This is a genomic window from Streptomyces sp. CRN 30, from assembly GCF_034105845.1.
Map to the genome: position 1 here is coordinate 1 of NZ_JAVRHI010000417.1, position 20881 is coordinate 20881.

Below are 20881 nucleotides of genomic sequence, written 5' to 3' on the forward strand. Positions count from 1 at the left end.
CGGCGGCCGGCACCGGAACCGTCCGGATCGTCCGGGGACGGCCCGTGAGCGTCCGGCCGGTCCGCCGTCACCGGGTCCGGCCCCCGGCCCGTACGCCGGGCGGGCGGATCGGCGGCCGCGCGCCGCTCGCCGAAGACGGCCGCGAAGACGTCGTCGAACACGGCGAGCCCCGCCCGGTCCCGGACGAGCGTGACCCGCGCCGTCCAGTACAGCGCCGACCGGGAGAGCGGCGGGCAGACCGCCAGCGCCGCCACGAGATCCCGCTGCGCGGTCAGCTCCACCCGCACACCGCACCGCCCCAGCCGCTCGGCGAACGCGGCGACGAACGCGGCCCGGTCGACGGCGGGGAACAGGGGAGCCCGGTCCGGTCTCATCCCACCGGGGGCGGGCCGAGGTCGTCCAGCGAGTCCGTCAGGGTCGTACGGTCGTCCGGGCTCTTCGCGACCGTGCTCAGCGTGGTGACGATGTCCGCGCGGGTCAGGCGTGTCACCCGCAGGGCCGTCAGGGCCGACACCCAGTCGATCGCCTCCGCCAGACCGGGCGCCTTGTCCAGGTCGAGCGTGCGGGCACGGCCGATGAACGCGGTCGCCGACGCGATGAGCGGCTCCGCCGCGGCCGGCACCGACCGGCGCAGGATCTCCGCGGCCCGCTCCGGGGAGGGGAAGTCGATCCAGTGGTACAGGCACCGGCGCCGCAGCGCGTCGTGCAGTTCGCGGCTGCGGTTGGAGGTCAGGACCACCAGTGGCGGCCGCACCGCCGCGAACGTCCCCAGCTCCGGCACGGTGACCGCCGACTCGCCGAGGAACTCGAAGAGCAGCGCCTCGAACTCGTCGTCCGCCCGGTCGATCTCGTCCACCAGCAGCACCGGCGGCAGCGGACCGTCGTGCCGTACGGCCTTCAGCAGCGGCCGGTCGAGCAGGAACTCCTCGGTGAACAGGCCGCTGCCGTCCAGGGTGTCGCCGCGCGACTCGGCGAGCCGGACGGCGAGGAGCTGACGCTGGTGGTTCCACTCGTACAGCGCCTCGCTCGCGGAGAGACCCTCGTAGCACTGGAGCCGGATGAGCGGTGTGTCCAGCGCCGCGGCGAGCGCCTTGGCCGCGCTGGTCTTGCCGACCCCCGGCTCACCCTCCAGCAGCAGCGGCCGTCCCAGGGCGGCGGCCAGGTGGAGGGCGGTCGCGGTGCCCTCGTCGACGAGGTACCCCACCGCGTCGAGACGGCACCGCACGTCCTCCGCGTCGGCGAACAGTCCGCTCACCCCTCCTCCTCCGCGTCGGCGGACAGTTCGCTCACCCCCGCCTCCTCCGCGTCGCCGAACGGTCCGCTCACCCCGGCCTCCTCCGCGTCGCCGAACGGTCCGCTCATTGCTCCTCCGCCGGTCCGGCGGCCCGCTCCGCCGCCCACCGGTCGCGGCAGCCAGGAGAGCAGAACCAGACCTCGCCGCCGGCACCGGTCAGGTGCGGCACACCGGGGCCCGCGGTCACCGTCATGCCGCACACCGGGTCCACGGCGGCACGGTCCGGTGCCTTCCCGGCGCCCGGCGGCCCGTCCCCGCGGAAGCCGGGCGACCGTACCGTCCGTACCACCTCCGCCAGGACGGACAGGGCGATCTCCGCCGCCGAACGGGCGCCGATGTCGAGACCGGCCGGCGCGCGGACCCGGGCGCGCTCCGCCCCGTCCAGGCCCAGTTCGTCGAAGAGGGCCGCGCTCCGCCGCCGGCTGGCGACCAGCGCGACGTACGGGACGCCCCGGTCCAGCGCCGAGCGCAGGGCCTCGGCGTCGCCGCGGCCCAGCCCCGCCACCAGGACGGCGTCGGGCGATCCGGACGGGGAGCGGGCCGTCGCGTACCCGAGCACCTCCGCCAGTGCCACGAACGCCCCGGCGACCGGGGTGTCCCCGGTGACCTCGATCAGCGGCGGCGGCAGCACCGGCTCCAGGAAGATCTCCAGTGCGCCCCCGGACAGACAGGGGTTGACCACCACCCGGGCACCGGGCGTCTCCGGGAACCCCGCCCCGCCCTCCGGCAGCACCCGCAGCAGCAGCGGATCGCCCTCGTGCAGGGCGCCCAGCGCGGCCGTACGCACCGAACTCTCCGCGCAGACCCCGCCGACGAAACCGTCGATCGTGCCGTCGCCGTGCACGATCGCCTCGTCGCCAGGGCGGGCGGACGCGGGCGGCTGGGCGCGCACCACGCGCGCGTGCACGAACGGCACGCGTCGCTCGGCGAGTTCGCGCGCACGGCTGCTGACCGTGGGGGACACCGCTCCTCCGCTCAGACCGGCGGCGCCGGACGGCCCTGCATCGCCTCCCACACCCGCGACGGGGTGAGCGGCATGTCGGCGTGGACGACACCGAACGGTTCGAGCGCGTCCACCACCGCGTTGACGATGGCCGGCGGCGAGCCGACCGTCGCGGACTCCCCGACGCCCTTCGCGCCGATGGGATGGTGCGGCGACGGCGTGACCGTGAACCCCGTCTCCCAGTCCGGGACCTCCAGCGTGGTCGGCAGCAGGTAGTCCATCAGCGAACCGCTCAGACAGTTGCCGTCCTCGTCGAACGAGACCATCTCCATCAGCGCCATCCCGACCCCGTCGGTGAGCCCGCCGTGCACCTGGCCCTCGATGATCATCGGGTTGATCCGGGTCCCGCAGTCGTCGACCGCGACGAACCGCCGCACGGTCACCTTCGCCGTCCCCGGGTCGATGTCCACGACACAGATGTACGCGCCGTGCGGATAGGTGAGGTTCTCGGGGTTGTAGCAGATCTGCGCCTCCAGGCCGCCCTCCACCCCGTCGGGCAGGTCACCGGCGCCGTGCGCGCGCATCGCGACGTCCTGGATCGTGACCGAGGCCGTCGGGTCACCGGCGACGTGGAAGGCGCCCTTCTCCCACTCCACGTCGGCGACCGACACCTCCAGCATCGAGGAGGCGATCAGCCGCGCCTTGTCCCGGACCCTGCGGGCGACCAGCACCGCGGCGGCCCCGGAGACCGGGGTGGAGCGGCTGCCGTAGGTGCCGAGCCCGAACGGCGTCTGGTCGGTGTCGCCGTGCACCACGTCGATGTCCTCGGGCGGAATCCCGAGTTCCTCCGCGACGAGCTGGGCGAAGGTCGTCTCGTGGCCCTGCCCCTGGCTCTGCACCGACAGCCGGACCACGGCCTTGCCGGTGGGGTGCACCCGCAGCTCGCAGCCGTCCGCCATGCCGAGCCCGAGGATGTCCATGTCCTTGCGCGGCCCCGCGCCGACCGCCTCCGTGAAGAACGACACCCCGATGCCCATGATCTCGCCGCGCTCCCGCCGCTCGGCCTGCTCGGCACGGAGCGCCTTGTACCCGGCGAGCCGGGTCGCCAGCTCCATCGTCGGGGCGTAGTCGCCGGAGTCGTACACCCAGCCCGTCTTCGTCCGGTACGGGAACTGCTCGGGCCGGATGAAGTTGCGCGTGCGCAGTTCGACCGGGTCGGTCCGCAGTTCGCGGGCGAGCCGGTCCACCATCCGTTCCACCAGGTAGACGGCCTCGGTGATACGGAACGAGCAGGCGTAGGCCACCCCGCCGGGTGCCTTGTTGGTGTAGACGGCCGTCATCCTGCAGTACGCGGCCTCGATGTCGTAGCTGCCGGTGAAGACGCCGAAGAAACCCGCCGGGTACTTCACCGGCGCCGCCGTGCCGTTGAACGCGCCGTGGTCGGCGAGCACATGGGTGCGGATCGCGAGGATGCGGCCCTCGCGGGTCGCCGCGATCTCGCCGCGCATCACGTAGTCGCGGGCGAAACCGGTGCTGATCAGGTTCTCGCCCCGGTCCTCCATCCACTTGACGGGTTTCCCGGTGAGCAGCGAGGCGACGATCGCGCACACGTATCCCGGATAGATCGGCACCTTGTTGCCGAAGCCGCCGCCGATGTCCGGGGAGATCACCCGGATCTTGTGCTCGGGGAGCCCCGCGACGATCGCGTAGAGGGTGCGGTGGGCGTGCGGCGCCTGGCTGGTGGACCACAGGGTGAGCCGTCCGTCGACCGCGTCGTAGTCCGCGACCGCCCCGCAGGTCTCCATGGGCGCCGGGTGCACCCGCGGATAGACCATGTCCTGGCTCACCACGACGTCGGCGCGGGCGAAGACGGCGTCCGTCGCCGCGGCGTCCCCGGTCTCCCAGTCGAAGCAGTGGTTGTCGCGCTTGCCCTCCAGGTCGTCCCGGATCACCGGCATGTCGGGGGAGAGCGCGGTCCGTACGTCCACGACCGGGTCGAGGTGCTCGTACTCGACGTCGATCAGCTCCAGGGCGTCCCGGGCGGTGTAGCGGTCGTCGGCGACGACGAAGGCGACCTCCTGGCCCTGGAAGCGGACCTTGTCGGTGGCGAGCACCGCCTGCACGTCCCCGGAGAGGGTGGGCATCCACGCCAGGCCCTTCTCCGCGAGCATCGCGCCGGTCACCACCAGCCGGACGCCGGGGTGGGCCGCGGCCCGGGACGTGTCGACGGACACGACACGGCCGTGGGCGAGCGGTGAGCGCAGGACCGCCAGGTGCAGCATGCCGGGGAGCCGGAGATCATCGACGTAGCGGCCCCTGCCGCGGACGAAACGCGCGTCCTCCTTGCGTAGCATGCGGCCGTGACCGCAGGGCTTCTTGTCGTTGTCGGGGAACGCGGTGCGGCGGCCGTCCGGGTGGGCGGTGGTCATGACACACCTCCGGTGGTGGGTTCCGCGGTGGTCGTGGTGCGGGTACCGGCCTCCTCCGCCGCCGCCCAGCGCACCGAGCGGACGATGGTGGCGTACCCGGTGCAGCGGCAGATCTGACCCGACAGCGCCTCCCGGATCTCCTGCTCGCCGGGGTCGGGGCTGCGGTCCAGCAGCGCGCGGGCGGTCATCAGCATCCCGGGCGTGCAGAAGCCGCACTGCAGACCGTGGCAGTGCACGAAACCTCGCTGCACGGCGTCGAGTTCGCCGTTCTTCTCCAGTCCCTCGACGGTGCGGACCTCGTGGCCGCCGGCCATCGCCGCCAGCACGGTGCAGGACTTGACCGGCTCGCCGTCCAGCCACACCACACAGGTGCCGCAGTTGCTCGTGTCGCAGCCCCAGTGGGTGCCGGTCAGCCCGAGGTGGTCGCGGAGGAAGTGCACGAGGAGGAGCCGGCCCTCGATCTCCCGGGTGACACTGTCCCCGTTCACGGTCATGGTGACCTGCATGATCACACCTCGTTCCCGGTGACGCGGGCCACGGCCCTGCGCAGCGTGCGCCGGGTCAGCTCGCGGGCCAGATGACGTTTGTAGGCGGCACTGCCCCGGTGGTCGTCCACCGGGTCGCAGCTCCCGGCGGCGATGTCACCGGCGTGGGCGTACGCCTCCTCGTCCGGGAGGCGGTCGCGCAGGGCGTCGGCGATCCCGGGGACCGCCCGGCCGGCCGGCCCGACGGCGGCCAGCGCCACGCGCGCGTCGGCGATCCGGCCGGTGGAGCCGTCGAGCCGGACGGCTCCACCGGCCGACACCACCGCCCAGTCACCGGCCCGCCGCTCGACCTTCTCGTAGGCGCTCGAACCGCCGGCGCGCACCGGGAGCCGCACCTCCGTCAGGATCTCCGCGTCGCCCACCGCGGTCTCGTACGGCCCCCGGTGGAACTCCTCCATCGGCACCGTCCGCTCCCCGTCCGCGCCCCGGACGACACAGACCGCGCCGAGCGTGGCGCAGACCGCGGACAGGTCCTCCGCGGGGTCGGCCTGGCACAGCGACCCCCCGAGCGTGCCGCGGTTGCGGACCACGGGGTCGGCGATGACCCGCTCGGCGTCGCGGAAGAGCGGCAGGACCGCCGCCAGCTCCTCCGATTCCAGCAGCTCACGATGGCGGGTCAGCGCGCCGACGCGGACCTCCCCGGGCCGTACGCGGATGTAGCCCAGCTCGTCGTGCAGATCGTTGATGTCGATCAGGTGGTCGAAGCTCGCCAGCCGGAGCTTCATCATCGGGATCAGGCTGTGCCCGCCCGCCACCAGCCGGGCCGTGTCCCCGTGCCGCTCCAGCAGCGCGATGGCCGCCTCGACGCTGTCCGCCCTCTCGTACTCGAACGGGGCCGGAACCTGCATGCCGCGTTCCCCCTCCCTCGCCGCCCGCCCGGCGCCGGGAGACGCCGTGAGGCCACCATTGGGCGCTGGGCACCGCGCGGTGTCAACGGGCGGTCGTCCGTCCGCTTATGTCGATCACCGGCGGCACCGTCCTCGGCGACGGCTCGCGGCCGCCCCTCCCCGGCGACCGCCCGCGGCCGACCGCCCCCGGGGCCCGCGCGGCGGATCGCCCGTGGGTGCGCGCGGCGGGCACCCTGACCGTGCCGGTGGAAAAATGTCCGGCATGGACGTGCGGAGCAGGAATCACGTGACGGTGACCGGGCGGGAGGACGGCCCGGTCCTCGTGCTGGCGCACGGGTTCGGCTGCGACCAGCACCTGTGGCGCCTCGTCGCCCCGAGGCTGGAGCCCGACTTCCGGGTCGTGCTCTTCGACCACGTCGGCGCCGGCCGGTCGGACCTGTCCGCCTGGAGCGAGGAGCGCTACGCCTCGCTGGACGGCTACGCCGAGGACGTCGTGGAGATCTGCCGGGACTTGGACCTCGGCCCCGTCGTGTTCGTCGGGCACTCGGTCAGTGCCATGATCGGCGTACTGGCCGCCCGCGCCGCGCCCGGCCTCTTCACGGGCCTCGTCCTGCTCACCCCCTCGCCCCGCTACATCGACGACCCGGCCGCCGGCTACCGGGGCGGCTTCACCGCGGACGACATCGACGAACTCCTCGGCTCCCTGGAGTCGAACTACCTCGGCTGGTCCGCGACCGTGGCCCCCGTCATCATGGGCAACCCCGACCGCCCGGAGCTCGGCGAGGAGCTGACCAACAGCTTCTGCCGCACCGACCCCGAGATCGCCCGTGTCTTCGCCCGCACCACGTTCCTCTCGGACAACCGGGCCGACCTCCCCTCCGTCGCCCTGCCCACCCTGATCGTCCAGTGCGCCACCGACGCGCTCGCCCCCCGGGAGGTGGGCGCCTTCGTCCACTCCGCCATCCCCGGCAGCGAACTGGTCACCCTCGCCGCGACCGGCCACTGCCCGCAGCTCAGCGCTCCCGAGGCCACCGCGGCGGCGATCGCCGCGTTCGCCACCGCCGAAGCGGGCCGCTGATGTCCGACCCGACGGACGATCCCGTTGACGTCCCGGCGGACGGCTCCACGCACGCCCCCGCGGATGCCCCCACGGACGTCCCGGCGGACGAGGACTTCGTTCTCCCCGCCGGTCTGCCCGAGGACAGCGTCGAGGATCTCTACGAGAACGCGCCCTGCGGCTACCTCTCCACCTTGCCGGACGGCCGGATCGCCAAGATCAACAAGACTCTGCTGGACTGGCTGGGGTACCGCCGCGCCGACCTCGTGGGCCGCAGGCGCTTCGCGGACCTGCTCACCGTCGGCGGCAAGCTCTACCACGAGACCCACTTCGCCCCGCTGCTGCGGATGCAGGGCGAGATCAGCGGCATCGCCCTGGAACTGAAGGCCGCCGACGGCAGCCGCCTCCCCGTCCTCGTCACCTCCAGGATCAAGACCGGCCAGGACGGGGAACCGCTCCTCATCCGCACCACCGTCCTCGACGCGAGCGACCGCCGCGCCTACGAGGCCGAGCTGCTCCGCGCCCGCCAGGAGGCCGAACGCGAACGCGAACGACTCCAGCGGCTGGCGGCCACCCTCCAGCGGACCCTCCTGCCGCCCGCGCTCGCCGACGTCCCCGGCCTCGACGTGGCCGCCTACTACCACATCGCCTCCGTCGACGAGGTCGGCGGCGACTTCTACGACCTCTTCCCGCTCACCGGCGGCAGCTGGGGACTGTTCCTCGGCGACGTGTGCGGCAAGGGCGCCGCCGCCGCGGCCGTCACCTCCCTGGCCCGCTACACCCTCAGGGCCGCCGCCGTCTACGACGCCGATCCGGCCGCCGTCCTCGCCCACCTCAACACCGCCCTCCACCGCGACGACGCCGTGGAACCCCGCTTCTGCACCGTCCTGTACGGGCGGCTCGAACCGTGCGCCGAGGCCGGCGGCTTCCGCATCGTCCTGGCCTCCGGCGGGCACCCGCCGGCCCTGCTGATCCGTGCCGACGGCAGCGCCGACGAGCTGCCCACCCCCGGCGGCCAGCTCATCGGCGTCCTCCCGGACGCCCGGATCGTGACCACCACCGTCCGCCTCGCCCCCGGCGACGCCCTGCTCCTCTACACCGACGGCCTCACCGAAGCCCGTACCGACGGCGCCGACGGAGCCGGCGGCCGCTACGGCGAGGAGGCCCTGCTGCGCTTCGTCCGCGCGCTGGCCCCCACCACGGCGGCCGGCGCCGTGGCCGCGCTGGCCGACCTCCTCAGCACCCTCGGCAGCGGTGTGGACGACGACACCGCGGTACTGGTGGTCGGCGTACCCCCCTGCCCGGGGAGTGATCGAACACAACGGGAACTATCGTAGGGGCGACAAATGTTCTGGTCGCGCGGGGTGCGGCAGCGGTACGCGCCCCACGGGGGAGTTCAGACGGCGGTGGCGGAATTGAGTGAGGGCGGACCGGACGGGTCGCCGGGTGCGCGGGTGCTGTACGAGGACGGGACACGAGGGCTGTCCGTGTCGTTCGAACGCGGGGCGTTCCGCGTCGCGGACGCGCGCCACCTCGCGGTCCGGTATCTGGCCGCGGCGCAGGACGGCCGGGCGGAGCCGTGGCCGGCCCGCGTCGTGGAGGCGACGCAGCTGGTCGTCAGCGAGCTGGTGACCAACGCGGTCAAGTACGGTTCGGGGCCGGTCGAGCTGTCGCTGTCCGTCGCCGACGGCATGGTGTCCGTCACCGTACGGGACAGCGAGACGGCACTGCCGACGCCGCGGCCCGCCGACCCCGGGCGGGTGGGGCAGCACGGCCTGGAGATCGTCGCCGCGCTCAGCCAGGAGGTCGACGTCCAGCGCGAGCCGACCGGGAAGCGGGTCACCGCGCGGATCGCGCTGCGCTGAGCGGACGGCGCCGGGAACGGCGCGCAGCGCCCGCCCCATCTCGCCGCTGACCCGCAGGCCGGCGTACCCGGCCGCCAGGGACTCCTCGACCTCCCGCTCCGAAGTCGCCACCATGTCGCGCCGGCCGCTCGACGGCGGAAGGCGACCGCGGGCGAGCGGCCCGGCACTGGACACAGTGATCGACCCAGATGTCCGGTCCGGGGAGGGGCGGCGTGCGACGCCGTGGTCCGGCCGGATTGCCAGGGAGGGGCTGGGCGCCGAGGTGAGGACGTACGAGGGTACGGAACGCCGGGTCGAGGAGGCGGCGCACGGTGATCACCTGTGTCTGCCGTTCGCGGACGACGCCGAGCAGCGCCGGGTGGTCACGGCCTTTCTCGCCGCCGGTCTGCGGCGCGGTGAGCGCGTCCCGTACTTCGCCGACCTGAACGAGCCCGGGGACGTCCCTCGGCTGGCTGCTCCCGGCGGGTGTCGATCCGGGGCCCGCGCTGGAGCGCGGCCAGCTGGTGGTGACGACCGAGTCACCGCTGCAAGGAGGTGATCGCCGCTTCCGTGCTGGGGTGGAAGGTGAACACCTGGTCGAGCCCGACGATGTCGAAGACCCGCATCTGGTCCTCGCTGACCCCGGCCAGGCTCAGCGGCGAGCCGGTCGCCTGGGCCCGCTGGTAGGCGGTGATGAGCACGGTGATCCCGGTGGAGTCGCAGTACGTCAGCCCCGCCAGGTCGACGACCACTCCGTGGCTGTCGAAGGGGGCCGCGTCGACCGCCGCGGTCAGCACGTCGGCGCTGTGGTGGTCCAGCTCCCCCTTCACCTCCAGGACGAAGGGCCCCCCGGGGACGGCGCGCGGGGTGACGGTCAAGAGGCGTTCGGGATCGGTCACCGGTTCTCCTGGATGCGGTTCTGCGAACTGTGGGGGTGGGGACGGGGCGCCGACCACGCCGTCGTGAGGGCCTGGTACCCGACCGGGCCGTGCTCACCCAGCATGACACCGTTCGGTGTGCGGGGCCGTCGCCGCCCCGCCCGGCCGTGGCGGGACGGTTCCGCGCGTCGGTCCGCCGGTCCGGGGCAGGAGAGACGGGACCCGCTCGTCATGTGGACCCCCCGGTTGTTCCGTGCCGACGCGATGGCCGCCGCCGCATGTGGCCGGGGCTGACTGGGCTTATCCTACGAAGTCGTCCGCCCGGATGGGCCAGACTGGTCCGGACGGCGCCGGGCACGGAGCCGGGGCGCCGGATCTCCCGGTCCGGGCGACGGGAGTGCCGGCCGTTCCGCGGGGGACGGGCGGCACGGGGGAGCGGTGCGAACGACAGGAGTTGCCAGTGGCGTGGTCGCACGACGAGGAACACGGGGCCGCGGCGGCCGGGACCGACGTGTTCGCGGCCGACGAGGAGGTCGGCCGGGACCTGGCCCGGGTGGACTGGCGGGCCACCCCCCTCGGTCCGCCGCAGGAGTGGCCGCAGAGCCTGCGCACGGCGGTCAGCATCCTGCTGTCGTCCCGCTTCTCGATGTGGATGGCGTGGGGCCCGGACCTGACGTTCTTCTGCAACGCCGCCTACCGCCGCGACACCCTCGGCAGGAAGTACCCCTGGGCCCTCGGCCGCCCCGCGCGTGAGGTCTGGGCCGAGATCTGGGACGACATCGGCCCGCGGATCGACACCGTCACGAGCACCGGCAGGGCCACCTGGGACGAGGGGCTGCTGCTCTTCCTGGAGCGCTCCGGCTACACGGAGGAGACCTACCACACCTTCTCCTACAGTCCGCTGCGCGACGACGACGGCGCCGTGGTCGGGATGCTGTGCGTCGTCAGCGAGGAGACCGACCGGGTCATCGGCGAACGCCGGATGGCGACGCTCCGAGACCTCGGCTCCGACCCCAGCGTGGTCCGCACCGAGCAGGAGGTGCTGGCCTTCGCCGACCACCAACTGGGCCGCAACCCGCGGGACCTGCCGTTCACGCTGACCTATCTGCTCGGCCCCGACGGCACCGCCCGCCTCAAGGGCACCACCGGACTCGGCGCGGGCCACCCGGCGGCCCCCGCGATGCTCCCCGCCGATCCCGACGCGGACGCCGCCGCCGGGCCGTGGCCCGTCGCGGCGCTCGCCCGCGGCGAGAGCGTGCTGGTCCCGCTCGACGGCCCGCGGTTCACCGAACTGCCGACCGGCGGCTGGCCGCAGCACCCGCGCCTCGCGCTGGCCGTCCCCCTGCTCCAGCAGGGCCGCACGCCCTACGGCTTCCTGGTGGCCGGCCTCAACCGCTACCGCGCCCTCGACGAGCACTACCGGGGCTTCGTCGAACTGGTCGCCGGACACCTCTCGTCCGGCATCGCCAGCGCCCGCAGCTACGAGAACCAGCAGCGCCGCGCCGAGGAACTCGCCGAACTGGACCGGGCGAAGACCACCTTCTTCTCCAACATCAGCCACGAGTTCCGCACGCCCCTCACCCTCATCATGGGCCCCGTGGAGGAACTGCGGTCCCGCCTCGCCGACGCCGACCCGGCCCTCCGCGAGGAACTGGACGTCATACACCGCAACGGACTGCGGCTCGGCAAACTCGTCAACTCCCTGCTGGACTTCTCCCGCATCGAGGCCGGCCGGATGCAGGCGCACTACGAACCGGTCGACCTGGCCGCCGTCACCGCCGAACTCGCCAGCGTCTTCCGCTCCGCCGTCGACCGGGCCGGCCTGGAGTTCGCCATCGACTGCCCGCCGCTCGCCCGCGAGGTCTTCCTCGACCGCGGCATGTGGGAGAAGGTGATCCTCAACCTCCTCAGCAACGCCCTGAAGTTCACCTTCGACGGCTCCGTCCGGGTCGCCGTGCGCGCCGAGGACACCCACGCGGTCGTCGAGGTCGCCGACACCGGCATCGGCGTGGCCGCCGACGAGATCCCCCGCCTGTTCGAACGGTTCCACCGCATCGAGAACGCCCGCTCCCGCTCCAACGAGGGCAGCGGCATCGGACTCGCCCTCGTACGGGAACTCGTCGGCCTGCACGGCGGCACGATCACCGCCGACAGCACCGAGGACGAGGGCACCACCTTCACCGTCCACCTGCCCTACGGCGCCGACCACCTGCCGCCCGAGGCCCTGGTCTCCGCCGAGCGCCGCTCGGTCTCCGCGGCGGCCGACCCCTACGTGCAGGAGGCGCTGCGCTGGCTGCCGGACGGCACCGGCGGCACCGCACGCGGCCGCATCGCGGCCGGGCGCGGCCCCGCGGACCCGGACGACGGCGCGGGCATCCCCGCCGCCGGGACGTGGGCCGGCGCCGCGCCGGGCCACCTCGCCGCTCCCGCCGTCCCGGCGCGGGTGCTCGTCGTCGACGACAACACGGACATGCGCGAGTACCTCACCCGCATCCTGCGCGGCTCCGGGTACGAGGTGGACGCGGTCGACGACGGCCGGTCCGCCCTGCGCGCCGTCCGCGCCGACGCACCCGACCTGATGATCAGCGACGTCATGATGCCCGGCCTCGACGGCCTGCAACTGGTGGCGGCGCTCCGCGCCGACCCGCGCACCGCCTCCGTGCCCGTCCTGCTGCTCTCCGCGCGGGCCGGACAGGAGGCGTCCATCGAGGGTCTGCGGGCCGGCGCCGACGACTACCTGGTCAAGCCCTTCGCCGCCGCCGAACTCCTCGCCCGGACGCGGGCCAGCATCGAACTGTCCCGGCTCCGCAACCACCAGGCCCGCTGGCGCACCGCCCTCGTCGACTCCCTCCAGGAGGCGTTCTTCGTCTGCGACGAGGAGGGCGCCGTCATCGAGATCAACGCGGCCTTCTCCGACATCCTCGGCTACGGCCCCGAGGGGCTCCCCTACCGGCCGGCCCACCCCTGGTGGCCCGACGCGGACACCGACGCCGAGGCCCACCGCCAGGTCGCGGCGGCCTTCACCCAGGTGGTCGGCGACCCCAAGGGCTCGTACACCATCCCCGTCGTCCACAGCGACGGCCACCGCATCTGGGTCACCGCCAGCTTCAACCAGGCACAGGACCCCGACACCGGCCGCCGGGTCACCGTCGGCACCTTCCGCGACGTCACCGCCGACCACTACGCCGTCCAGCGCAGAAGCGCGCAGGCCGCCCTCAGCATGCGGCTCACCCAGGCGACCGACCTGCCCGAGGCCCTGGCGGGCGCCCTCGCCGAACTGCGGCAGCTGTGGCACGCGGAGTGCGTGACGGCCGCCGTGGCGGTCCCCGGCGCCGAACCCGCCGTCACCGCCACCGAGGAGGGCCTGCGCTGGCAGGACCTGCCCGCCGACCGGCAGGCCACCCTCACCACCTGGCTCGACCAGTCCCCGCTCACCCCGATCGAGGACACCACCGGCGCCGGCATCGCCCTCAGCCACCCCGAGGGACCCATGGCGCTCTGGATCGACCTCGGCGACCACCGGCCCTTCACCGGCGAGGACCAGCTGCTGCTCTCCCTGCTGGCCGGACAGCTCGCCCAGGGACTGGCCCGCGCCCACCAGATCGACCAGCAGCGCGAGACGGCCATCGCCCTGCAACGCTCCATCCTCGGCCCGTCCGACCTCCCCAACGGCTTCGCCGTCCGCTACGAACCAGCGACCCGCCCCCTGGAGGTCGGCGGCGACTGGTACGACACCGTCCGGCTGCCGGGCGGCCGCATCGGCATCGTCGTCGGTGACTGCGTCGGTCGCGGCCTGGAGGCCGCGACCGTCATGGGACAGCTCCGCAGCGCGTGCCGGGCCCTGCTGCTCCAGGACGTCGGCCCCGCGCAGACACTCACCGCGCTGGACGACTTCGCGGCCGGCATCACCGGCGCCATGTGCACCACCGTCTTCTGCGGTGTCCTCGACCCGGAGAGCGGTGTCCTCACCTACTCCAGCGCCGGGCACCCGCCGGGCATCCTCACCCACCCCGACGGCGCGACGCGCCTCCTCGACGAAGGACGTTCCGTACCGCTGGCGGTCAGACCCGGCCGGCCCCGTCCCGAGGCGACCTGTACCGTGCCCGCTCGGGCGACTCTGCTGCTCTACACCGACGGACTCGTGGAACGCCGCCGCCGCCCGCTCACCGCCGGCATCGACCAGGCCAGCGCCGCCGTCCAGGAGGGGCGCGACGCGGCCGTGGACGACCTCGCCACCCAGGTGATGGCCCGGCTGGCACCCGCCGGGGGCTACGACGACGACGTCGCCCTGCTGCTCTACCGGCACCCGGCCCCGCTCGACGTCGCCTTCCCCGCGGAGTCCGGCCAGCTCGCCCCGGTCCGCAACGCCCTGCGCGCCTGGCTCGCCCAGTGCGAACTTCCGCAGCACACCGTCCAGAACATCCTCGTGGCCGCGGGAGAGGCCTGTGCCAACGCCATCGAACACGGACACCGCGACGCCCCCGGCGACACCGTCAGGCTCCGGGCGGAGGCGCTGGTGGACGACGTGCGGCTGACCGTCGCCGACACCGGCCGGTGGAAGACCCCCCGGCCGGAACTCAATCCTCACCGGGGCCGCGGTGTCGCCCTGATGCGCGCGCTCATGCAGCACGTCACCATCACCTCCGGTGCCGCCGGCACCACCGTAGACATGCACACGAGGATCGCCTGATGACCACCCCGCTCACCCTCACCACCGGCCGGCGCCACGACGGTGTCACGGTCCTCACGGCGGTCGGCGAGATCGACATGAGCAACACCGAGACCCTCGTCACCGCCATCGAGACCGTCCACGGTCCGCTCGTCATCGACCTGACGGGCATCGAGTACCTCGACAGTGCCGGACTCAGCGTGCTCTTCCGGCACAGCGAACGCATCGAGCTGATCGCCACGGCCCTGCTGGAACCGGTCCTGACCGTCTCCGGGCTGGCCGAGCTGACCACGGTGCACCGCGCGGGACCGGTCTGACCGGGCTGCCGGTCAGACCGGGCAGCCCGGTTCACCGGCTCCGGTCGCCGCGCCAGTCCAGGCACAGGACGGTGGCGTCGTCGCGCAGGCTGCCCCGGCAGGCGTCCTGGACGGCGCCGACCATACGGCGCACGACCTCCCGGGCGTGCAGGGCGTCCGAGCCGAGGAGGATGGCCGGCAGGTCGACACCGGAGGCACCGCGCTCCTGCATGCCGTCGGTGAGCAGCACCAGCCGGTCACCGGGGAGGAGCTGCATCTCCTGCACCTGATGTCCGACGGGGGAGGACACACCGAACGGCAGGTTGGCGGTGAGCATCACCTCCCGTACGGTGCCGTCGCGCAGCAGCAGGGGACGCGGGTGCCCCGCGTTGATCAGCTGTACGTGGCCGGTGTCCAGGCCGATGCGGAGCAACTGACCCGTCGCCAGACCCCGGTTGTGGTCGAGCAGGGCCAGGTGCGCGCGCCGCGCCTGCTCCGCGATGCCGCAGCCGGCCCGGCGGGCGCCGCGCAGCGCGCCGAGCAGCAGCGTGGCCAGCAGCGCCGAGTCGGTGTCGTGGCCCATGGCGTCGGTGATGGACACGTGCAGGGTGTCCCGGTCCAGGGCGTAGTCGTAGGTGTCGCCGCCGATGTCGTCGGCCGGCACCAGCCCGCCGGCGACGGAGAACTGGGCGGCCTCGCAGGCCGAGGCGGACGGCAGCAACTGGTGCTGGATCTCGGCGGCCAGACTCGTCGGCGTGGTGCGCCGGCCCCAGTGGTAGAGGTCGGTGAAACGCCGGTCGGTGACGATGATGTAGGCGAGGGCGTGTGCCGCCTGGTCGACCTTGCGCAGCACCGACGGGTCGGAGTGGGGGAGGGTCACCTCCAGCACGCCGACGCAGTCACCGCGGTTGGTGACCGGCGAGATGACCCGGTAGCCGCCCGCGTCGTCGGGCTCGACGTGCGCGCGCTGGGAGCGCAGCACCTCTTCGTAGACACTGCCGCGCAGCGCTATGCGCGGGGCCAGGTGTCCGTCGTGCGCCCCGTCGGCGGTGGTGAGCCGCAGGAGCTCCTCCTCGATCAGGTCGACGAAGAGGAAGGAGACGCTGGCCGCCGCGAACCTCTTCTGCAGGTTGCGCGCGACGACGTCGACCGACTCCACCGGTGACGCGTCCTCCGCGTCGGCGAGCAGGTCGCCCAGCTCCAAGGTGTTGCCGTCCACGTGACTGTCCTTTCTCGGGTTTCCCGGACCGGCGGGGTCGGCTCAGTCGTCCCGGTCGCCCGCCCGGTCCTGCCGGGGGGTGTCGTGCCGCGCCAGCCGGCGGGAGGCGCGGCGGCGCAGCCACAGCGGCAGGGCGTACCAGGACGCCCCGAACCAGAGCATCACGCCGAGGACGAGCAGTTCGGCGAGCAGACCGGGGACGACGACGTGGAGGATGAGCAGCAGCGTGCAGCCGATCGTCAGGGCCAGCAGCACCATGCCGCACATCATGAGCCGGTGGGCGATCTCGACCATCTCGTCCTTCATCCGCTGCCCGGACAGGAAGCGGTGGATCGAGACCGGTGCTATCAGGGACGCGGTGGCGGCCGCCCCGCAGACCACGGTGATGACGTAGACGACGTGGTCGAAGGTGCCCAGCTGGTGGAACCGGGAGGTGAAGGCGACGCTCAGCAGGAAGCCGAAGAGGATCTGGACCCCGGTCTGCGCGACCCGGGTCTCCTGCATCACTTCGTTCCACCTGCGGTTCACGCGCTCGCGCGGCGACTCCGGCGGCTCGTGTCCGTCGCCGCCCTCGGCGCGCACATCCGATTCCGGGGCAATGGTCATGGTGTCCTCCCGTTGCGGATGGTTCATCTGCCCGGTCACGCCCCGTACATGCCTGTAGTGAATCAGGGCGATCGCGCGCCCCCTTGTGCGCATCGCGCAACGAAACCGTGGAACGAGGGGAGTCATGACCACTCACACGGACCACGCGCACCCCACGGACCACGCGCACCCCACGGGCGACGCGCATCCCACGGGCGACGACCGGACCCTGGCCGACTTCTACGACTTCGAGAGCGCGCTGTCCGACGACGAGCGCAAGATCCTCCTGCGGACCAGGGCGTTCCTGCGCGAGGAGGTCGCGCCCCTGGTCAACGACGCGTGGTCCGAGGGCAGGTTCCCGAAGGAGCTGATCACCCGGTTCCGGGGGAGCGGTCTCGTCGGACTGCCCTACGAGGGCTACGGAGACCACGCCCCGGCCGTCAGCCATCTGCTGTCGGGATTGATGGCGATGGAGATGAGCCGGGTCGACGCCTCCGTCGCCACCTTCTTCGGTGTGCACAACGGGCTGGCCATGTACGCCATCCACGCCGGTGGCGACCGTGAGCAGCGCGAGCGGTGGCTCCCGGGCCTGGCCGCGATGGACACGATCGGCGCCTTCGCCCTGACCGAACCGCTCGACGGCTCCGACGTGGCGGCCGGGATGCGCACCACGGCCCGCCGCGAGGGCGACACCTGGGTGCTCGACGGGGAGAAGCGGTGGATTGGCAACGCCACCTTCGCCGACCACGTGGTCGTCTGGGCGCGGGACGTCGAGGACGACCAGGTCAAGGGGTTCGTCGTCGGCAAGGACGCCGAGGGGTTCGCCGCGCGGCGGATCGACCGCAAGACCTCCCTGCGCATCGTGGAGAACGCGGACGTCACGCTGAGCGGGGTGCGGGTGCCGGAGTCCGACCGGCTGCAGAACGTCAACTCCTTCCGGGACGTCGCGGAGATCCTGCGGGCCACCCGTTCCTCGGTGGCCTGGCAGGCACTGGGAGTGATGATCGGCGCCTACGAACTGGCGCTGCGCTACTCCACGGAGCGTGAGCAGTTCGGGCGGCCGCTGGCCAGGTTCCAGCTCGTCCAGGACCTGCTCGTGAAGTCCCTCGGCGACATCACCGCCTGCTGGGGCATGCTCCAGCAGCTCGCCCGGTTGCAGGACGCCGGGGTCTTCGCGGACGAGCACTCCTCGCTGGCCAAGGCGTACGTCACCGCGCGGATGCGGGAAGTGGTCGCCCGAGCGCGGGAGGTCTTCGGCGGCAACGGCATCGTGCTGGACTACGACGTCGCACGCTTCTTCGCCGACGCCGAGGCGATCTACTCGTACGAGGGCACCAGGGAGATGAACACGCTGATCGTCGGCAAGGCAATCACCGGCCGCAGCGCGTTCGTATGACGGGGGTCAGCGGGCTGGCGGACCGTGGCGTTTGTGGCGCGGTTCGCGCCGCTCGGTGTTCTGCTGGACCAGGAGGAGGGCAAGCAGCAGGGGACCTGCCGTGCACAGCGTGAAGAGCATGAGTCACCTCTCGCTCGGCTGAACTATCTGAGGTGTACCCGCCCTGGGCTCACGCAGGCGGTGTGAAGTCGACCGTCACTCTCAAGAGGGGGGCGGCCGCCGGTGCTTGACCTCCTCGGCCCGCTGCTCGGCCTAATCCCCGGCCCGGTCCCCGGCCCGGTCCCCGGCCCGGTCCTCGGCCTCCGTGAGGGCGGTCAGGTCCTCGCCGGTCGACAGGTGCCCGGTCACCTCGGCCGTCGCCCCGCGCGGGGCCCGCACGGCCAGGGTCCGCCCCCCGGAGTCGGCGGTGACGTCACCGGTCACGTCGAGGCCGGTCACCTCCCGGCTCCCGGCGGCGAGCAGGTACCAGTCGCCGCCGGGCGAGCGCCAGTGGGCGCGGGCGACGACGTGCTGGCCGAACCGGCCGCAGGCCGCCGTGGACCGCTCCCGGGCCACCACCCGCGCCTGTCCGCCGTCCCCGGCGCGCAGGCTGACGGTCACGTCGCCGCGGCCGACCCAGGTGACCACGCGGGAACAGGACCAGACGCCGGGACCGCCGCCCTGGGGCAGGGCCTGGTCGGCGAAGTCCCAGGCGTTGACGGCCCGTACACCGTGGTCCGCCAGGTCGCCGAGGCCGCACGCCAGCCGGGACCAGGCCACCAGGGCGGTGCTGCCGGTCGCCTCCCGGGGCTGCCGGGCCGGGGGTGTGCCGCCGCCGGGCAGCGGGGTGTAGGTGAGGTGGACGGGGGAGAGGCCGCCGAGCCCGGCCACCAGGAAGGAGTGGTCCTCGACGATGCGGGCGGAGGAGCGCAGTTGCAGCACGGTACGGCTCGCGCAGCCGCTCGCGTCGGCGGCGGCCACGGGCCCGGTGACACCGTCCCGGGACACCTCCACGGCACCGGCGGCGGTGTCGGGGCGCAGCAGGTCCCGGGTCGCCGCCTCGGCGATCCACGGCGCCAGCAGGTAACGCGCCTTCCCCTTGCGCGAGTCCAGGGCCACCGCGGCGGCCGTGGTCACGTCGGCGTCGTCGGCGCGGGCCACGACCAGGGACGCGTCGTCCTCGTCGGCGGTGCTCTCGCTGTACCGGACCAGCCGCTGGCCGTCGTGGAGCAGGACGACGGCGCGCGCGTCGACCTCGCCCGCGTACAGCAGCCGGGGGGAGCGGGGCGGCGGGTCCGTCGGGGTGCCGGGCACCACCGTGACCTCCGTGGAGCCGGGTGGACGGACCCACGTCGACAGGGCGCGGGCGAGCAGGCCGGTGTCGTCGGTCCGGTCGCCGCGGACCGGCCAGGCGGTGAAGTCGACGCGGGAGGTGTCGGCCCACACCTCGGAGCCCGTGCGCAGCAGGTCGTCCGGGGCCGGGGCACCGGCCGGCACGGTCGCCGGGTCGTCCCGCGCGGGGCCGACGTCCGCGACGACGAGCGCCGTCGCCGTGACGGCGCCCGCCAGCGCGAGCGCCCCCGCGAGCCGCGTACGGCGCCTGCGGCGGAGCAGGTCCGTCGGATGCGCCTGCACCGTGCACGCGTCGAACTCCCGCAGGTCGGAGGAGGACAGCAGCGCCTCGGCCGTGGTGCCGGCCGCGGCGGGCAGACGCTCCGCGGCGCGCAGGGCGGCGGCGGGGTGCCCGGCGCCCGCCGCCTCCAGGACCGCGAGCACGTCCGGTTCGGGGAGCCGGTCGAGGTAGCGCAGGACGAACGCGCCCCGGGCGGCGGGTGCGACGCTCGACAGTGCCCGGGTCAGCGCCATCTCCTCGACCGTCCCGGAACGCGGGAAGAGCCGCAGCCCGATCACGACGGGCAGCCGGGGCAGCAGCGCCCCGGGTCCCGCCGCGCGCCGGGGCCACAGCCGCGGGCGCCGGTCATGGGCGAGGGCGGCGCGCAGGACGGCCGTCCGCAGCCGGTTCGGGATGTCGGCGGTCCCGGCCGCGGTCCCGGCCGCGGTGCCCTCGCGGGGCGTGGGGACCTTCGGCGCGGTGAGGGACTCCAGGGTCCCGGGCAGCGCGCGCTGGGTGAGGGAGTGCGCCCGCACGACCCTCCGGTGCCGGCCGAGGGAGGCGGGCAGTACCAGGTACGCCAGGCGTACGAGGTCGCCGTACTGCTCGACCAGGACGGACTCGGTCCTCAGGACGTGCCGGTGGGGCAGGCGGGATGGGGTGCGGAACCGACTGACGGGCATCGTGGCGCCTTTCCGCGGCCGACGAAGAACTGACACGGCCTCAAACGAGTGAATCGCGTGATGGTCACACGTTCCTGTCGCACCAACGGGCGACGAACCTCCCCCGCATGGGCTAATGCCTGGCCGTGGACAGAGGTCCGGGCAGGTGGGCGGGGCCGGCCGTGACCGGAGCGGGGGGTGCCGAACAGCCCGTCTCGGTCGTTGGGCCGTCACTGGGCCGTCACTGGGCCGTCGTAGGGCCGTCGTTGGGCCGTGTCGTCGAGTTGTCGTCGGGTTGTCGTCGGGCTGAGACCCGGTGGTCCGGCCGCCGGGGCGGGGCGGTGGGACGGGAGCGGCGGGGCACGTGCCGGGTACATATCCGTTGTTGCGGTCCGGTTTCGAGCCGTCGCCGACGGGTTGCCCGGTCCGGCGTCACGCGTTGACGAGGCATGGACACTCCATACGCCGCACCGAGCGGCCTGTACGGGCCCGACGACGAGGACGCCTTCTGCCCGCACTGCGCCAGTCTGCTGGCGGTCCCGCCGGCCGGTGCGGTCCGGACCGGCCGGACGGCGCGGCGACGGCGTGACGACGGCGCCCGTCCCGCCCCCGCCCCGCTGCGCGC

Annotated in this window: 15 protein-coding genes and 1 pseudogene; 6 read left to right on the forward strand and 10 right to left on the reverse strand. The window is 73.6% G+C overall.

What is annotated here, in order from left to right:
* The 6 genes and pseudogenes from UW392_RS45985 to UW392_RS46010 form a co-directional block, all read right to left on the reverse strand.
* Positions 1–374 (reverse strand): annotated as a pseudogene (locus UW392_RS45985) (CoxE); the annotation flags it as partial.
* The gene (locus UW392_RS45990) at positions 371–1255 is read right to left on the reverse strand and encodes a MoxR family ATPase (protein ID WP_320781300.1); all 885 of its coding nucleotides are present in this window, start codon (positions 1253–1255) and stop codon (positions 371–373) included. The gene UW392_RS45990 and the pseudogene UW392_RS45985, both read right to left, overlap by 4 nt.
* A 103-nt stretch (positions 1256–1358) precedes the next feature.
* On the reverse strand, positions 1359–2258 hold the full coding sequence (locus tag UW392_RS45995; RefSeq protein WP_320781301.1) for an XdhC family protein: 900 nt from the start codon (positions 2256–2258) through the stop codon (positions 1359–1361).
* Positions 2259–2269: 11 nt separating this feature from the next.
* The gene (locus UW392_RS46000; protein ID WP_320781302.1) at positions 2270–4666 is read right to left on the reverse strand and encodes an aerobic carbon-monoxide dehydrogenase large subunit; all 2397 of its coding nucleotides are present in this window, start codon (positions 4664–4666) and stop codon (positions 2270–2272) included.
* Positions 4663–5172 (reverse strand): (2Fe-2S)-binding protein, encoded by a 510-nt coding sequence (locus UW392_RS46005; protein ID WP_320781303.1) that lies wholly within the window; start codon positions 5170–5172, stop codon positions 4663–4665. The genes UW392_RS46000 and UW392_RS46005 overlap by 4 nt, the downstream gene beginning before the upstream one ends.
* 2 nt (positions 5173–5174) lie before the next feature.
* The gene (locus UW392_RS46010; protein ID WP_320781304.1) at positions 5175–6059 is read right to left on the reverse strand and encodes a xanthine dehydrogenase family protein subunit M; all 885 of its coding nucleotides are present in this window, start codon (positions 6057–6059) and stop codon (positions 5175–5177) included.
* A 262-nt stretch (positions 6060–6321) separates the two neighbouring features.
* Between UW392_RS46010 and UW392_RS46015 the strand changes: the two genes are divergently transcribed.
* The 3 genes from UW392_RS46015 to UW392_RS46025 all read left to right on the forward strand — a co-directional run bounded on the left by UW392_RS46015 (position 6322) and on the right by UW392_RS46025 (position 8981).
* The gene (locus tag UW392_RS46015; RefSeq protein ID WP_320781305.1) at positions 6322–7137 is read left to right on the forward strand and encodes an alpha/beta hydrolase; all 816 of its coding nucleotides are present in this window, start codon (positions 6322–6324) and stop codon (positions 7135–7137) included.
* Positions 7137–8453, forward strand: coding sequence for a SpoIIE family protein phosphatase (locus UW392_RS46020; RefSeq protein WP_320781306.1), 1317 nt, complete (start codon positions 7137–7139; stop codon positions 8451–8453). Before UW392_RS46015 ends, UW392_RS46020 begins: the two co-directional genes overlap by 1 nt.
* A 69-nt stretch (positions 8454–8522) precedes the next feature.
* A complete protein-coding gene (locus UW392_RS46025; protein WP_320781307.1) occupies positions 8523–8981 on the forward strand; it encodes an ATP-binding protein in 459 nt (152 codons plus the stop codon).
* A gap of 518 nt (positions 8982–9499) precedes the next feature.
* On the opposite strand, the gene UW392_RS46030 is transcribed toward UW392_RS46025, so the two are convergent.
* On the reverse strand, positions 9500–9859 hold the full coding sequence (locus UW392_RS46030; RefSeq protein ID WP_320781308.1) for an STAS domain-containing protein: 360 nt from the start codon (positions 9857–9859) through the stop codon (positions 9500–9502).
* 625 nt (positions 9860–10484) lie between these two features.
* On the opposite strand from UW392_RS46030, the gene UW392_RS46035 reads away from it, so the two are divergent.
* Positions 10485–14528, forward strand: a complete 4044-nt coding sequence (locus UW392_RS46035) for a SpoIIE family protein phosphatase (protein ID WP_320781314.1) — start codon at positions 10485–10487, stop codon at positions 14526–14528.
* The gene (locus UW392_RS46040; RefSeq protein WP_320781309.1) at positions 14528–14824 is read left to right on the forward strand and encodes an STAS domain-containing protein; all 297 of its coding nucleotides are present in this window, start codon (positions 14528–14530) and stop codon (positions 14822–14824) included. Before UW392_RS46035 ends, UW392_RS46040 begins: the two co-directional genes overlap by 1 nt.
* Before the next feature lie 31 nt (positions 14825–14855).
* On the opposite strand, the gene UW392_RS46045 is transcribed toward UW392_RS46040, so the two are convergent.
* On the reverse strand, positions 14856–16022 hold the full coding sequence (locus UW392_RS46045; protein WP_320781310.1) for a PP2C family protein-serine/threonine phosphatase: 1167 nt from the start codon (positions 16020–16022) through the stop codon (positions 14856–14858).
* 42 nt (positions 16023–16064) lie between these two features.
* Positions 16065–16628, reverse strand: coding sequence for a DUF6328 family protein (locus tag UW392_RS46050; RefSeq protein WP_320781311.1), 564 nt, complete (start codon positions 16626–16628; stop codon positions 16065–16067).
* 124 nt (positions 16629–16752) lie between these two features.
* Here UW392_RS46050 and UW392_RS46055 point away from each other — a divergent pair, with 124 nt between their 5' ends.
* On the forward strand, positions 16753–18003 hold the full coding sequence (locus UW392_RS46055) for an acyl-CoA dehydrogenase family protein (protein WP_320781312.1): 1251 nt from the start codon (positions 16753–16755) through the stop codon (positions 18001–18003).
* Positions 18004–18255: 252 nt separating this feature from the next.
* On the opposite strand, the gene UW392_RS46060 is transcribed toward UW392_RS46055, so the two are convergent.
* Positions 18256–20277: a hypothetical protein gene (locus UW392_RS46060; RefSeq protein ID WP_320781313.1), complete on the reverse strand. Its 2022-nt coding sequence runs from the start codon at positions 20275–20277 to the stop codon at positions 18256–18258.
* Between the last annotated feature and the right edge of the window lie 604 nt (positions 20278–20881).